Below are 13,219 nucleotides of genomic sequence, written 5' to 3' on the forward strand. Positions count from 1 at the left end.
CGCACAGCCGGGCGCAACCTCCATGGGTGGGTGTCAGTGTAGACGTGGCACAACGAGACTGCTGGCAACGCGCCATGCAAAAAAAAAGGGAGCCCATGGCTCCCGTTTTTTGCACTGGCTTAGCGCGGTGGATAGTTCGACAGGATTCGCGTCACCGTCTCGCGAATGGCGTTGCTGCGATCCGCCGGGTTCGGCGTGCGACTGAGCATCTGTTCATCGCTGCCGCGCCACACCAGTTTGCCGTCCTTGCCGTCGAGCAGATCAACCTGAATGGTCGCCACCTTGTAGGTGATGTTGCGGGTTTCGTTGTACATCGGTGCGCCCCAGTAACCGTTCCACGGACCACCCCAACCGCCGCCGTAGTTGGTGGTCACCTGTTGCTGGCGATCCTCGACGATCAGGTAGGTCTGCACATTCAAGTCACCTTTGCTGCCCGCAGCGGCCGGACGCAGGCCGCGCTGGTCGAGTTGATCGGCGACAGACTGGCGGATGCGCTGTTCGGTCAGGTCGCTCTTGATCCGTGGGTCGTCGGGACGGTATTGCAGGGCGGGTTCTTTCCAGCTCCAGCTGCGGTAGGCGGCAAAGTCGCGGCTGGCGTCGAAGTCATGATTGACCTGGTTCGCGGCGCACGCACTGAGCAGCGCGGCCACGGCCAGTAAAGCGAGACGGCGGAACATGGTTTTTCTCCGGTGGAAGACATGAACCTGGGGAGCTTCTCATTGGCAGGAAGCTAACTGGGAGGATACGCCGACATTGCCTTTTCGACAGCCTCCCGGATCGCATCGGCCCGGTCACTCTGGTTGCCCTGGGTGCCGGTTTCGGCGCTGGCACTCCACACCGGCTGACCGCTGCCGGCATCGAACAGATCGACTCGAACCACCACGACCTGCTCCTGATAGGTGCGTACGATCGGCACTGTGTTGTACATCCCGTAGCCTCGGCCGTAACGGTCATAACCACCGTATCCGCCGTACCCGTAATCGTCCTGGGCCTGGCGCAGTCGGGTTTCCAGACTCAGGTTGGCACTGACAAACAGGTCGGCCGGGCGGTTGTCATGCAACGGGCGCAAGCCACGTTGGTCCAGCGCATTGCTCACCGCCTCGGCCACTTGCGCCGAATCCGCCCATGCGCTGCCCGCAGGCAGGCGCCCATTGAGCCACGCCCAACTGCGGTAGCGCCCGTAATCCCTTGGCGGTGCCGGGTAGGCGCTGCGGTCGAAAGTGGTCGCGGCTTGCGGTGGTGCCGGCGGCAATGGCCGCGACTGCGCCACATAGGGGTTGCTGCCCTGACACGCGGCCAACCCCAGACAGATCAGCAGTAACCCTGAATGACCTTTCATTTCACGCTCCGATCAGATCGGCCGGCAGATCCAGTGCAAGTAACGCCCAAGCCCGGCGAAGCTTGGGTGACGACGGTGGGCGAGCTCCATCTCGAGCAAATCGATCAACTCGGCGCGGGCCTGGAACTCCACCGGCATGTAATCGTGGAAAACCCGCACCCCGCTCTGAGTTTCGACCTGCCACAACCCTTCGAGTTGCGCGGCCAGCTCCCGTGGATCGAGCGGCTGCTGCGGGGTCAGGCTCTGCTTCTCGCCGGCGATGTCGTTCTTGCGCATTTTCTTGAAATGGCCTTTGAGCAGGTTGCGATAAACCAGCGCATCACGGTTGTAGAACGCCAGCGACAGCCAGCCGCCGGGCTTGGTCAGTTGATGCAGCACCGGCAGAATCGCGTGGGGTTCGGCCAGCCATTCGAGCACGGCGTGGCAGATCACCACGTCATAGGGTTCGGTGAGTTGACCGAGCAGTTCCTGCCACGGCGCCTGAATGAACGTCGCGGTCTGCCCGGCCTCGGCGAAACGCTGACGCGCGCCTTCGAGCATCGGCTCGGCCGGCTCGGTGAAGGTCACGTCGTGCCCACGCTCGGCCAGCCACAGCGACATGTGGCCAAGACCACCGCCGATGTCCAGCACCCGCAACGGGCGATCCGGCAGGGCTTCGGCAAGATCCGCCTGCAACACTGCGAGGCGGATCGCGCCTTTGGCACCGCCGTAGATTTTTTCGGCGAAACGGGTCGCCAACTGATCGAAATGACGGTCGCTCATCAACTGAACCGCCGTTCGCTGTCGGCGAGCTTGCTGCGCACCACTTCATTCATGTCCAGCCCCAGCTCGCTGCACAGCAGCAACAGATAAAGGACGATGTCACCGACTTCCTGGCCGGCGTGAGCCAGTTTGTCTGCGGACAGTTCGCGCGACTGGTCTTCGGTCAGCCACTGGAAAATTTCCACCAGCTCGGACATCTCCACGCTGGCAGCCATGGCCAGGTTTTTCGGGCTGTGAAATTGCCGCCAGTCATTGCGGTCGCGAATGGCGTGCAGGCGTTCGGTCAGTTCAACAAGGTTCATCGATTTCTCCTGAAGGCGTATAGCTTCGGGGGGATGCTGCGCGAAGGCAAGGGGCAGCCACCACCCGGCAAACCCTCTATGCTTGCAGGGAACTCGGCCGCCCCCGGCGCGGCCCAAGGCTCAGCTCTTTCATCAGGATGCAAACATGCAGGTAGAAAGCTTTTTCGAATGGCTGGGCCAGGCGCTCGGCTCGATCATCCGCTTCATCGTCGACGGCCTGAGCGGCCTGTTCAACATCTTGGGCAATGCCGGCGGCAACTTCGTCGACGGGCTGGCGAAGGCCTTGGGCATGGACACTTCGATCATCAGCATCATCGCGCTGATCGTCGGCCTGATGCTGCTGTGGTCGGCGATCCGCGCATTCATGAATGCGTCGATCATTGCGGGAATCATCTGGTTGCTGCTGGGGTTGTGGCTGCTGAGCTGGATCATTCACTGACCCCACCCGCTACAATGCCGCTCCCCAAGGAGCCCGCATGTCCAACCTGACCGCCGACTGGCGCGACCGCCCGACCCATCGCCGGGTCTGGGCCCTCGCCGCCCCCATGATCCTTTCCAACATTTCCGTGCCGCTGGTGGCGCTGGTCGACAGCACCGTCATCGGTCACCTGCCCCACGCCCATCAGTTGGGCGCGGTGGCGGTCGGGGCCAGCCTGTACACCTTTCTGGCCTGGGCCATGGGTTTCTTGCGGATGGGCACCACCGGGTTCGCCGCGCAGGCCGCCGGGCGCAGCGATGGTGCGGCGCTGCGGCAGATCCTGCTGCAAGGTCTGTTGCTGGCGATGGGGCTGGCGTTGCTGCTAGGTGCCGTGGGCGTGCCGCTGAGCGGTGTCGCCCTGCACTTCATGCAGCCTTCGCCGGAACTCAATCAGTTGACCCGCGACTTCTTCCACACCCGTCTGTTCGGGCTGCCGGCGGCACTGGCCAGTTATGCGCTGGTCGGCTGGTTCCTCGGCACCCAGAACGCCCGAGCGCCGCTGGCGATTCTGCTGACGACCAACCTGATCAACATCGTACTGAACCTGTGGTTCGTCATCGGTCTGGACTGGGGCGTGGTCGGTTCGGCCCGGGCTTCGGTGATCGCCGAATGGAGCGGTGCCCTGCTCGGTCTGGCGCTGACCCGCAAGGCTCTGCGCGCCTATCCGGGGCACATCGTCTGGGCCGCATTGAGGTTGTGGCAGAGCTGGCGACCGCTGCTGGGGGTCAACCGCGACATCTTCATCCGCAGCCTGGCGCTGCAATCGGTGTTTTTCCTGATCACCGTGCAAGGCGCACGGCTGGGTGACGCTACGGTCGCGGCCAACGCGCTGCTGCTCAATGGCCTGCTGTTGACCGCCCATGCGCTGGACGGTCTGGCCCACGCGGTCGAAGCCTTGTGCGGGCATGCCATTGGCGCCCGCGATCGCCTCGCCCTGCGCCGTTCGCTGGTGGTGGCCGGCGGCTGGTCGCTGCTCGCAAGCCTGGGCTTTGCCGCGCTGTTTCTTTTTGCCGGGCACCTGTTCATAGAGATGCAGACCGATATCCAGAGCGTGCGCGACACCGCGTTCATCTACCTGCCTTACCTTGCCGTCCTGCCGTTGATTGCGGTCTGGAGCTACTTGCTCGACGGTCTGTTCATCGGCGCCACCCGCGCCCGGGAAATGCGCAACGGCATGCTGCTGACGGTCGCTCTGCTGGTGCCGTTCGCCTGGGCGCTGAACGGGCTGGGCAATCACGGGCTGTGGATTTCATTCCTGCTGTTCATGGTGCTGCGCAGCCTGACTCTCGGCACATTGGCGTGGCGACTGCGGCGCAACGACGGCTGGTTTGTCGGCACCGTTCACTGAGGCGATGAAGGGGAGCACCTCACTCCGGATCGTTCTGCCAGCGTCGACGCAGATGGTCGAGCCGCTCTTGCTGGGTCAATCCTTGTGGCGGTTGCATCAGTTCTGCCCGGGGATGCTGCAAGCGTAGCCACAACCAGTCGTCCAGCACGGCCCGCTCGCTGAAACCCAAAGTCAGGCCCTGTTCAACGTGGGAGGACAACGTGCGGTAATCGGTTCCCGTCGATTGGCTCCAGCGCCAGATATGTTGCTCCAGCAGGCAGCGATGCAGGCGCTCACGTTGATGATGGGTAAGCCCCTGTTCAATCTTCAGTGGCTCGATGGCCAGTCCCGGATTTCGCAGCTGTTGCCAGCCCAGGCTGCCGCTCGCCCGGTCGGCCCAGGTGCCGCCGAACCAGCGCAGCCAACTGATCGGCCCGAGCCAGCGGCTCAACTGGCGGGCATCGCAGGCGTCGAAAAAGTAACTGGCGGTCTGCCGGTCGTAGTAACTGAGCAGCGCACGATGATTCAGGCCGACGGAAACCGTCAGCATCCGTTGCAAATGTTCACGCAGTGATTCGCTCGAGGCATCGCTGCCTAGCAGCAGCCCGCACCAGGTCTGTGGGTCTGTGTGACACAACGCCGACAACACCGGGCAATCGCGCAGATCGACCAACAACGGCCCCTGCTCGCACACGGGCTGAAACTCCGTGCCGTCAAACAGCTTCAGGCTCGGTACGCCGGAGAACGCCTGACGCAATACGCTCAACGCCTGCGGTGCATGCCCGACATCCAGCAACAGCCATTGCGCACGCTGCCCCGGCGCCTTGCCACTCATCGTCCATCGCCAGGGCTGAACCCGGCGACCAGTCGGCAGCTGCACACCGACTCCCGGCAGTGGTGATAACTGCCGCCTCCCGGCATCAGACACAGCAGCAGCAAGGGCTCGCCCGTCTTCAGCCATGGCGCCAGGCCTTCACTCGCCAGGGTGTCGGGCAGTGGCGGCGGTTCGTCATCCTCATGGCACTCAGTGGTTGCCGCCGACTGCAGAACACCACTGATCACCGGTTGCTCGGGATCGCCCTCGAGAAAGCTCACCACCACCTCGACGCCTTCACGCAATGACGTCAGCGTCGTATCCGCCAACGCAGGAGCCAATGGCAGCCAGCAGTGGCTGGGTTTTGCCCCTTCGCCCTGATAGAGCCAGTCGAACTGCACCGCGACCGGCCGCGAGCGATCCGGTTGCGGCTCGTCGACCGCCACCACCCAGGCCCGCTGCAAACTGCCCATGCGCAATGCCGAACGTTCGACGACCGGTTCACACGCCTGCAAGTGCTCGCCGGCACAGAGGCGGTTGCTGTAGGAGGGTTCGAGCATCTGATCGGCGCGGTGCTCGATACGGGTCAACAGCCAGTGGGTGTCGCACTCTGCAAACGGCCGCGGGGACAAACTCAGCCACCGACCGCAACGCAGGGTTGGCACATCGGAGTGTCCCTGCGCCGTTCGGGTCCGCAGGGCGTCATCACCGGGCTCTCGGACCCGCTCCCGCATCAGCCAGCGGCGCACCGCCGGCGCACGCCCCTGCGCCGCGAAACTCACCCTCCCCGTTTGCGGCAGCAACGCCGGATCGTCACCGAACACCAGGCAATGGTTCTCGCGCCCATGTTCGAAGTGATAGTGGATCCGCGACTGCGCGCACAAGCGCTGCACCAGTTGCAGGTCCGATTCGCCGTATTGAGTGCAAAACCTGCGTGACGGGTGGTCCGCCTGCAATTCGAACCGGCGCTGATGGCCGCTGATACCGTGCTCCCTGAGCACCTGATCGAGGATCTGCGGCACCGACCGGCCACTGAAGATTCGCTGGCTATGGCGCAGGCCCAGACAACTCAGCTTCGGGCCCAGTCGTGCCCGGCACAATCTGGCGCCATGCCCCTGTTCGTGCTGGACAAGACCCTGCAACTGTCCGTGCACGCCGTTGCCCGAAGGCCCGAAGCACAGACGCGCCGAGCGGTACAGCAGGCCGGCAAGGTCGAGATGAGGGTCGTCGATCAACAGATCGATTTCGAACGAAAAAGGCTCGCTGATCGCCTCGCAACCGGTAAAGGCCAGGACTTCGAGCGGGGCGGACAGACCCGTGACATCGAGACGAAACGACGACTCGTCGGCTGGATCGAACATGGGCGATTCTCTACAGGAGGGGCGGCCGGGGATTCTCGCCGAGAGCCATGGCCGAGTAGAGAGCCGAAGTACAAATTAGGAAATGGCCTACGCGAAAAGCAGACAACATCACTTTTCTTGTGAGGATGAAGGCCAATTCGCTAGCAGAAAAAGAGAAGTCTCATCAGGTCATCCGAAACTTCCGCTGCGTGCGGAACAATTTCAGACAACCTGATGGATTCGGAACCTGACGTCAGGAAGACAGGTAGGAGGAACGGGTCAGACCCAGGCGCAGCGCATCGAGGAACTGGGTACGTTCGGTAGCGCTGATACGGGCACTGGCGCACTTGTCGCGGTAGTGGGTCATCAGCTCTTCCGGCGACAGGTGCACATAGCGCAGCATGTCTTCGATGGTGTCATGAGTTTCGATCCCGGCGTGGTACACGCTGCCGTCGGCGTTCTGGTAGATGTTCACCGAGTCGGTGTCACCGAACAGGTTGTGCATGTCGCCGAGAATTTCCTGATAGGCGCCCACCAGGAAGATACCCAGCAGGTAATCCTCACCTTCATTCAGCCCGTGCACCGGCAGACTGGTCTCGATGCTCTGCTCGTCGACGTATTGTTTGATCTTGCCGTCGGAGTCGCAGGTCAGGTCTTGCAGGACAGCACGACGCAGCGGCTCTTCGTCGAGACGGTGCAGCGGCAGAATCGGCAACACCTGGCCGATGGCCCAGGTGTCCGGCAGGCTCTGGAACACCGAGAAGTTGCAGATGTACTTGTCGGCCAGCTTGTCGTTGAGCTCGTCCAGCACCTGACGGTGCGAACGCTGACGCGCTTTCAACGAGTTGTGCAGGCGACGGCACACGGCGAAGTAGCACTGTTCGGCCAGGGCTTTCTCGGCCAGGGTCAGTTTGCCATCGGCGTACTGGGCAGCCACGTCGCTCATGTAGTGAGTGGCGCGCCAGTAGGTTTCGGTGACCATTTCGATGTCGGTCGGGCCCAGCAGATCAACCAGCCATTGCACGGTTTCCGGCAGCGACTCCTTGTTCTCGATCTGCGGCACGTCGTCGTTGTGCTTCTCGACGTCGGTGACTTGCACCACCAGCATGGCGTGGTGTGCGGTCAGCGAGCGGCCACTTTCAGAGAAAATGTTCGGATGCGGCAGGCTCTGCGCATCGCAGAATTCCTTGAGCATGCCGACCACGACACCGGCGTAGTCGTCCATGTCGTAGTTGATCGAACTGGCATTGCGCGAGTGGGTACCGTCGTAGTCGACACCCAGACCGCCACCGACGTCGATGTGATCGACCGGCAGACCCAGGTTGCGCAATTCGCCGTAATAACGGATCGCTTCCTTGAAGCCGTGCTGGTAGTCGGCCAGGTTGGCGATCTGCGAACCCATGTGGAAGTGCAGCAGGCGGATGCCCTGATCCAGGCCGGCGGCGCGGAATCGCTCGACCACGGACAGCAGTTGCGCGGCCGACAGACCGAACTTGGATTTCTCGCCACCGGTGTCCGCCCACTTCGACGAAGCCAGCGACGACAGGCGAACACGCAGGCCGACCTGTGGCTTGACCTTCAGCGAAGCCGCTTCTTCGATCACCAGACCGACTTCGGATTCTTTCTCGATCACGATGAACACGTTGTGGCCGAGCTTCTGGCCCATCAGCGCCAGACGAATGAACTCGCGGTCCTTGTAACCGTTGCAGACGATGGTGCCGCCCTTCGGTGCCAGCGCCAGCACGGCCAGCAGCTCAGGCTTGGAGCCGGCTTCCAGACCGATGGAGACGTTCTGGGTCGCGATGATGTTTTCGATCACCGCTTCCTGCTGGTTGACCTTGATCGGGTACAGCGCGGTGTACTTGCTCTGGTACTCCAGACGCTCGATGTTGGCATCGAACGCACCGGTCAGCTGACGGACGCGGTCTTGCAGAATGTCGGGGAAACGCACCAGCAGCGGCAAGGACAGACCGCTCTTGCGCAGCTGGTCGACTTGTTCGAACAGGTCGATCGGTGAACTGCTCGGGCCGTTCGGACGAACTTCGACGCGACCGGCGTCATTGATCGCGAAATACCCGGCCCCCCAATGGCGAATCCCGTAAACACTGCGGCTGTCCGCAACTGTCCATTGGCTGCCATCGTCTTTGCGTGTGCGTCGTACGGACATCGAAGTCCCCTATAAAGAAGTCATAGTGCGTCGCCTGATTGCAGGCCGGCGCAGTCTAAAGAATGAAAATGACGGTTCGTCAGCGGGGCGGTAGACCGCGCTGACAGCGTTGAGTTTAGAAACCGGTCATGAACAGGCTCTGTGAAAACCATGGAGACGACGCCGGGACTGATGACAATCAGAGCCGGATCAAGCCGCTGGTGGTTTTCACAGAGGCTGCTAGCCGCCGGACTTCTTCGCCTTGAAACCGTGCTTGATCAACTCGGCCAAGAGTAGCTCGACATGATCGCCCTGGATTTCGATGATCCCGTCTTTCAACGCACCGCCGGTGCCGCAACGTTTCTTCAACGTTGTCGCCAGCTCCTTGAGTGCGTCTTCGGCCAGGGGCACGCCGGTGATGGTGGTCACCGTCTTGCCGCCACGGCCCTTGCTCTCGCGGCGCACGCGGGCAATACCGTCGCCGGCCGGGATCACGGTTTGTCTGCAGATACAGGCGTCCACCGGCTTACTGCATTCCGGGCAATGACGACCTGCGTCGGTGGAAAATACCAAGCCGCCCAGGGCGGCGAAGGATGCGGCTTTTTTGGCCACCGGCAATCCTCTTGGGAGGACAAAGACTGATCGCAGCCTTGGGCAAGGCTATCGACCGCGAAGCCCCACTCAGGCAGGGGCAGCGCTACTGTGCCGGTTGCTCCTGTAAAGCAGGCCGGCACAGCTTGAAAAGGTCGCGCAGTGTAACGGCAAAAACGCCGATTGCTAAGTGCCAATCGGCGCCATTTTATGAGTTCTTTGCGACGTTGCTTTGTTGAGCCTTCAGATAGCGCTTCAAGGCTGCCAGAGAGTCCGGGCAATAAGGCTTTTGCTCGATTTCCAGCATGACCTGGGCGACCGGAATGAAGCGCGCTTCGAGCACTTCTTCCGGCTGCAGGATCAACGGCCCGTCCCACACCGCCGAGAACGCCGAGCACCACAGGCGATTGCCGGTGTCCTCGAAGTAGAAATGGTCGTGGGCCGTCAGCTCGACACCGCTCACCCCCAACTCTTCTTCCAGCTCACGGGCCGCCGACTCGGCGTAGGACTCGTTCGCCTGCACCATGCCGCCCGCCGCCACATCCCAGTAGCCGGGATAAATGGCTTTGCTCAGGGTCCGCCGGTGGACACAGAGTTCACCGGCGGAGTTGAACAGCATGATGTAGGTGCCACGCCCGATCAGCCCGCGCTCGCGCAAGTCGGAGCGCACCAGGGCGCCGAGCAGGTTGTCCTGCTCGTCGACCCAAGCGATCTGTTCGGCATCCGAGGCCGCCCGGTGGGCCGCCTCTCTGGCGTTGTCGCTCATGACTCAGCCCTGATTGAGCAGTTGACGAAGATCGATCACGGCGGCGTTGGCCCGGGAAATGTAGTTGGCCATCACCAGCGAGTGGTTGGCCAGCACCCCGAAGCCGCTGCCGTTGAGGATCATCGGGCTCCACACCGGCTCCTGGGATGCCTCCAGTTCACGAATGATCTGGCGCACGCTGACCGTGGCGTTCTTCTTCGCCAGCACGTCGGCGAAATCGACTTCGATGGCACGCAGCATGTGCGACAGCGCCCAGGCCTGACCGCGGGCTTCATAGAACACGTTGTCGATCTGCATCCACGGGGTCTCGACGATTTCCTCGTCGACCTGTGGCACTTCACCCACCGCCGGCACTTCGGTTTTCAGCGCGGTGTTGAGCTTGACCCGGCCGACACTGGCCGACAGGCGTTGCGACAGCGAACCGAGACGAGTCCCGACATCACCCAGCCAGTTGTTCAGGTTGTCGGCGCGAGCGTAGAACAGCGCGTTCTTTTGCGTCGGGTCAGACAGGCGCGCCTGATAACGGCTCAGGGAGTTGATGCCTTCCTGGTATTCCGACTCGCTGGACGGCAGGATCCAGCTCTTGTTGTCAAAGTTGAAGCGCGGTTCGGCCTTGGCCAGATCGGCGTCTTCAGCCGATTGCGACTGCGAGCGGGCGAAGTCCTTGCGCAAGGCACGGGTCAGGTCACGCACCTGCACCAGCACGCCATATTCCCAGCTCGGCATGTTGTCCATCCACAGGCCCGGCGGGAAACGGTCGTTGGAAATGTAGCCGCCCGGCTTGTTCAGCAGCGTGCCGGCGACGGTCTTCAGGGTTTCGACGGTGGTGTAGCCAACCACCATCTGCTTGCCTTCTTTCTCGGCGGCAAGCTGTGCGTTCTGCGCCACGGGGAACAGGGCCGGCTCTTCACTCCAGTACCAGCCCAGGCCGATGGTCACCAACAGATAAATACCGACCAGCGTGGCCAGCGCGCGGCTGAACAACAGGCCGCCAACATAGCTGCGCGCGGCCGACTTCGGCTCGGCGGCACGTTCGGGCGCGCTGCCCGCGCGATTCTTCCAGTCCAGCATGGCGATATCCTTTCAATCTTGGGTTCAACGGTTCGACAGCAACCATACAACAACGTGCCTCTGGCCCGCACCCGTCAATAATGACAGGGGGTGACTCTTTGGGCCTGCCGTCGTGCGCTAAGGGATTCCCTGATACCCGTCGCCCTGAGAAAACCTTGTCGATACCGATGGAAAAATTCGTGAACCCTCAGGTTTTCGTTTCGCGCTTTCGGCAGAAGCTGGTTCTCGATGCGCCACGAAGTGCCCTGTTCACGGGGACTTTCCCGACGATCCGGTTCGGATTGAAACCCGCCGGTCGGAAACTGAATGGTGACGCACCGCAGATTATTGACGTACGACACTCATGTAACCGGAAAGAGGTGCTAGCATAGAGCCACCAGTCGATCTCAGCATGCACCCTAACTAGTAGTCAGGATATGACCGAGCCAGAAGACCCCAGCCGTGAGCGCCTCAAGCACCACTTTGCCCAGCGGGTAATTCATCAGGCACGTCAGATTCTTGAGATATGGCAGCGCCTGCAACGCAGTGAGTGGTCCACTGCCGACCTCGCCGAACTGAGCGAGGCCAACCTGCGCCTGCTGCGTTTTGCCGAGCGCTTCGAACAGCCCGAGCACACTCAACTCGCCCACCACATCAGCCAGTCGCTGGAAGCGGTGGACGCCAATCGCGGGCGCCTGAGCAGTGGCCTGATCACCGACCTCAACCGTTTGATGCAGCGTTTGTCGCGCACCGGCCTGCGCCATGGCGATCAGCTCGACCAGACCTTTCTGCCGCCCCTGCGCAAACCGATCTACGTGATGCTTCAGGATCACGACCGCGCCGAGCGGCTGGCCAAGCAACTTGAGTTTTTTGGTCTCAGTGCCCAGGCGCTGGACAGCGTGTCGGCGTTTCGCTCCTCGATGGTCGAGCGCCTGCCGGCCGCCATCGTCATGGACGTGGACTTCAGCGGCGCCGGCGTCGGCCTGAAACTCGCCGCCGAAGCCCAGCAAGGTCTGGAAGAACCGTTGCCGCTGCTGTTCTTCAGCTTGCATGAAACCGACACCCCGACCCGCCTCGCCGCCGTGCGCGCCGGTGGTCAGGAGTTTCTCACCGGCACCCTCGAAGCCTCGAGCCTGCTGGAAAAAATCGAAGTCCTGACCTGCGTCGCCCAGTACGAACCTTATAAAGTGCTGATCATCGACGACTCCCGCGCCCAGGCGATGCACACCGAGCGCCTGCTCAACAGCGCCGGGATTGTCACGCGCACATTGATCGAGCCGATTCAGGCCATGGCCGAGCTGGCGGATTTCCAGCCGGACCTGATCATCCTCGACATGTACATGCCAGCCTGCACCGGCACCGAACTGGCCAAGGTCATCCGCCACAACGATCGCTACGTCAGCGTGCCGATCATTTACCTGTCGGCCGAAGACGACCTGGACAAGCAGCTCGACGCCATGAGCGAGGGCGGCGACGACTTCCTGACCAAACCGATCAAGCCGCGTCACCTGATCACCACGGTGCGCAACCGCGCGGCACGGGCGCGCAATCTCAAGGCGCGAATGGTCCGCGACAGCCTCACCGGCCTGTACAACCACACGCACATTCTTCAGTTACTGGAAGACTGCTCGTTCCGCGCCCGCCGCGAAAACAAGCCGCTGAGTTTTGCGATGCTCGACATCGACCACTTCAAACGGGTCAACGACAGCCACGGCCACCCCATGGGCGACCGGGTGATCAAGAGTCTGGCGCTGTTCCTCAAGCAGCGTCTGCGCAAGACCGATTTCATCGGCCGTTACGGCGGCGAAGAATTCGCCATCGTCATGCCCGACACCGATATAGAAGCCGCGCACAAAGTGCTCGACGAAATTCGCCAGCGCTTCGCCGAAATCCATTACCCGGCCCAACCCCACGATCTGTGGTGCACGTTCAGCGCCGGGGTGGTGGAGATGCACGACGATTCCGACAGCCTGATGATGGCGAGCCAGGCCGACGAGGCGCTGTACCGCGCCAAGGGTGAAGGCCGCAATCGGGTGCAGACCGCGCGGGACTCAAAGCAAAGTGCCACTTTTTCACCGGATTCCACCGATTCGGTCATAACCCTGTAACAGAACCGCAATAAATTCAGGCGCTTACCATTTCTGCCGTTGGTAGCCGTCATGCGCCTGAAGTTGCTCACCAATCTCAACACACTGTTGCTGGTCGCCGTCTGCGTGGCCCTCGGCGCCACGCTGTGGTGGTCGCAGAAAGCCCTCGAACGCCCTTATCTGCTGATGGAGCGCTACCTCGGGCTGTCCCAGCAAT

The 13,219-nt window shown here is 62.1% G+C and carries 13 protein-coding genes; 3 read left to right on the plus strand and 10 right to left on the minus strand.

All coding sequences use genetic code 11. The features are described from left to right. Window positions 1–119: 119 nt before the first annotated feature. The 4 genes from AC1RMX_RS06970 to AC1RMX_RS06985 are packed head-to-tail and all read right to left on the minus strand — an operon-like array spanning window position 120 to window position 2,403. Window positions 120–677 carry a DUF4136 domain-containing protein gene (locus AC1RMX_RS06970; RefSeq protein ID WP_096819727.1) on the minus strand — a complete coding sequence of 186 codons (558 nt, stop codon included), beginning with the start codon at window positions 675–677 and terminating at the stop codon, window positions 120–122. 53 nt (window positions 678–730) lie between these two features. Beyond that, window positions 731–1,339 carry a DUF4136 domain-containing protein gene (locus AC1RMX_RS06975; RefSeq protein WP_493071225.1) on the minus strand — a complete coding sequence of 203 codons (609 nt, stop codon included), beginning with the start codon at window positions 1,337–1,339 and terminating at the stop codon, window positions 731–733. A 12-nt stretch (window positions 1,340–1,351) separates the two neighbouring features. Continuing rightward, window positions 1,352–2,101: a methyltransferase gene (locus tag AC1RMX_RS06980; RefSeq protein WP_493071227.1), complete on the minus strand. Its 750-nt coding sequence runs from the start codon at window positions 2,099–2,101 to the stop codon at window positions 1,352–1,354. Next, entirely contained in the window at window positions 2,101–2,403 is a 303-nt protein-coding gene (locus tag AC1RMX_RS06985; protein WP_273540063.1) for a MazG-like family protein, read from the minus strand. Before AC1RMX_RS06985 ends, AC1RMX_RS06980 begins: the two co-directional genes overlap by 1 nt. A gap of 145 nt (window positions 2,404–2,548) precedes the next feature. Between AC1RMX_RS06985 and AC1RMX_RS06990 the strand changes: the two genes are divergently transcribed. Together AC1RMX_RS06990 and AC1RMX_RS06995 are read left to right on the plus strand one after the other, a co-directional pair. Further along, the gene (locus tag AC1RMX_RS06990) at window positions 2,549–2,842 is read left to right on the plus strand and encodes a hypothetical protein (protein WP_085732747.1); all 294 of its coding nucleotides are present in this window, start codon (window positions 2,549–2,551) and stop codon (window positions 2,840–2,842) included. 37 nt (window positions 2,843–2,879) lie between these two features. After that, window positions 2,880–4,229: an MATE family efflux transporter gene (locus AC1RMX_RS06995; RefSeq protein WP_096819730.1), complete on the plus strand. Its 1,350-nt coding sequence runs from the start codon at window positions 2,880–2,882 to the stop codon at window positions 4,227–4,229. A gap of 19 nt (window positions 4,230–4,248) precedes the next feature. Here AC1RMX_RS06995 and AC1RMX_RS07000 read toward each other — a convergent pair whose 3' ends face one another. The 6 genes from AC1RMX_RS07000 to AC1RMX_RS07025 all read right to left on the minus strand — a co-directional run bounded on the left by AC1RMX_RS07000 (window position 4,249) and on the right by AC1RMX_RS07025 (window position 10,936). Then, on the minus strand, window positions 4,249–5,043 hold the full coding sequence (locus tag AC1RMX_RS07000; protein ID WP_493071230.1) for a DUF4123 domain-containing protein: 795 nt from the start codon (window positions 5,041–5,043) through the stop codon (window positions 4,249–4,251). After that, window positions 5,040–6,383, minus strand: a complete 1,344-nt coding sequence (locus AC1RMX_RS07005) for a type VI secretion system Vgr family protein (protein ID WP_493071232.1) — start codon at window positions 6,381–6,383, stop codon at window positions 5,040–5,042. Before AC1RMX_RS07005 ends, AC1RMX_RS07000 begins: the two co-directional genes overlap by 4 nt. Window positions 6,384–6,615: 232 nt before the next feature. Next, window positions 6,616–8,529, minus strand: a complete 1,914-nt coding sequence (gene speA, locus AC1RMX_RS07010) for an arginine decarboxylase (RefSeq protein WP_493071234.1) — start codon at window positions 8,527–8,529, stop codon at window positions 6,616–6,618. Between the two features lie 219 nt (window positions 8,530–8,748). Beyond that, window positions 8,749–9,120, minus strand: a complete 372-nt coding sequence (locus AC1RMX_RS07015) for a translation initiation factor Sui1 (protein WP_096819734.1) — start codon at window positions 9,118–9,120, stop codon at window positions 8,749–8,751. A gap of 187 nt (window positions 9,121–9,307) precedes the next feature. Then, the gene (locus AC1RMX_RS07020) at window positions 9,308–9,865 is read right to left on the minus strand and encodes an NUDIX hydrolase (RefSeq protein WP_102620079.1); all 558 of its coding nucleotides are present in this window, start codon (window positions 9,863–9,865) and stop codon (window positions 9,308–9,310) included. A gap of 3 nt (window positions 9,866–9,868) precedes the next feature. Next, entirely contained in the window at window positions 9,869–10,936 is a 1,068-nt protein-coding gene (locus AC1RMX_RS07025; RefSeq protein WP_096819736.1) for a DUF2333 family protein, read from the minus strand. A 416-nt stretch (window positions 10,937–11,352) separates the two neighbouring features. Here AC1RMX_RS07025 and gcbA point away from each other — a divergent pair, with 416 nt between their 5' ends. Continuing rightward, a complete protein-coding gene (gene gcbA / locus AC1RMX_RS07030) occupies window positions 11,353–13,023 on the plus strand; it encodes a diguanylate cyclase GcbA (protein WP_096819737.1) in 1,671 nt (556 codons plus the stop codon). Window positions 13,024–13,219: the final 196 nt, after the last annotated feature.

The organism is Pseudomonas sp. GW822-FHT03F04, assembly GCF_058801405.1.

What these genes read in the sequence shown, in the direction of transcription:
- gcbA (WP_096819737.1), top strand. Translation starts at nt 11,353, where the DNA reads ATGACCGAGCCAGAAGACCCCAGCCGTGAGCGCCTCAAGCACCACTTT.
- AC1RMX_RS07020 (WP_102620079.1), bottom strand. Translation starts at nt 9,865, where the DNA reads ATGAGCGACAACGCCAGAGAGGCGGCCCACCGGGCGGCCTCGGATGCC.
- AC1RMX_RS06990 (WP_085732747.1), top strand. Translation starts at nt 2,549, where the DNA reads ATGCAGGTAGAAAGCTTTTTCGAATGGCTGGGCCAGGCGCTCGGCTCG.
- AC1RMX_RS06970 (WP_096819727.1), bottom strand. Translation starts at nt 677, where the DNA reads ATGTTCCGCCGTCTCGCTTTACTGGCCGTGGCCGCGCTGCTCAGTGCG.
- AC1RMX_RS07025 (WP_096819736.1), bottom strand. Translation starts at nt 10,936, where the DNA reads ATGCTGGACTGGAAGAATCGCGCGGGCAGCGCGCCCGAACGTGCCGCC.
- AC1RMX_RS06985 (WP_273540063.1), bottom strand. Translation starts at nt 2,403, where the DNA reads ATGAACCTTGTTGAACTGACCGAACGCCTGCACGCCATTCGCGACCGC.
- AC1RMX_RS06975 (WP_493071225.1), bottom strand. Translation starts at nt 1,339, where the DNA reads ATGAAAGGTCATTCAGGGTTACTGCTGATCTGTCTGGGGTTGGCCGCG.
- AC1RMX_RS07005 (WP_493071232.1), bottom strand. Translation starts at nt 6,383, where the DNA reads ATGTTCGATCCAGCCGACGAGTCGTCGTTTCGTCTCGATGTCACGGGT.
- AC1RMX_RS07000 (WP_493071230.1), bottom strand. Translation starts at nt 5,043, where the DNA reads ATGAGTGGCAAGGCGCCGGGGCAGCGTGCGCAATGGCTGTTGCTGGAT.
- AC1RMX_RS06995 (WP_096819730.1), top strand. Translation starts at nt 2,880, where the DNA reads ATGTCCAACCTGACCGCCGACTGGCGCGACCGCCCGACCCATCGCCGG.
- AC1RMX_RS06980 (WP_493071227.1), bottom strand. Translation starts at nt 2,101, where the DNA reads ATGAGCGACCGTCATTTCGATCAGTTGGCGACCCGTTTCGCCGAAAAA.
- speA (WP_493071234.1), bottom strand. Translation starts at nt 8,529, where the DNA reads ATGTCCGTACGACGCACACGCAAAGACGATGGCAGCCAATGGACAGTT.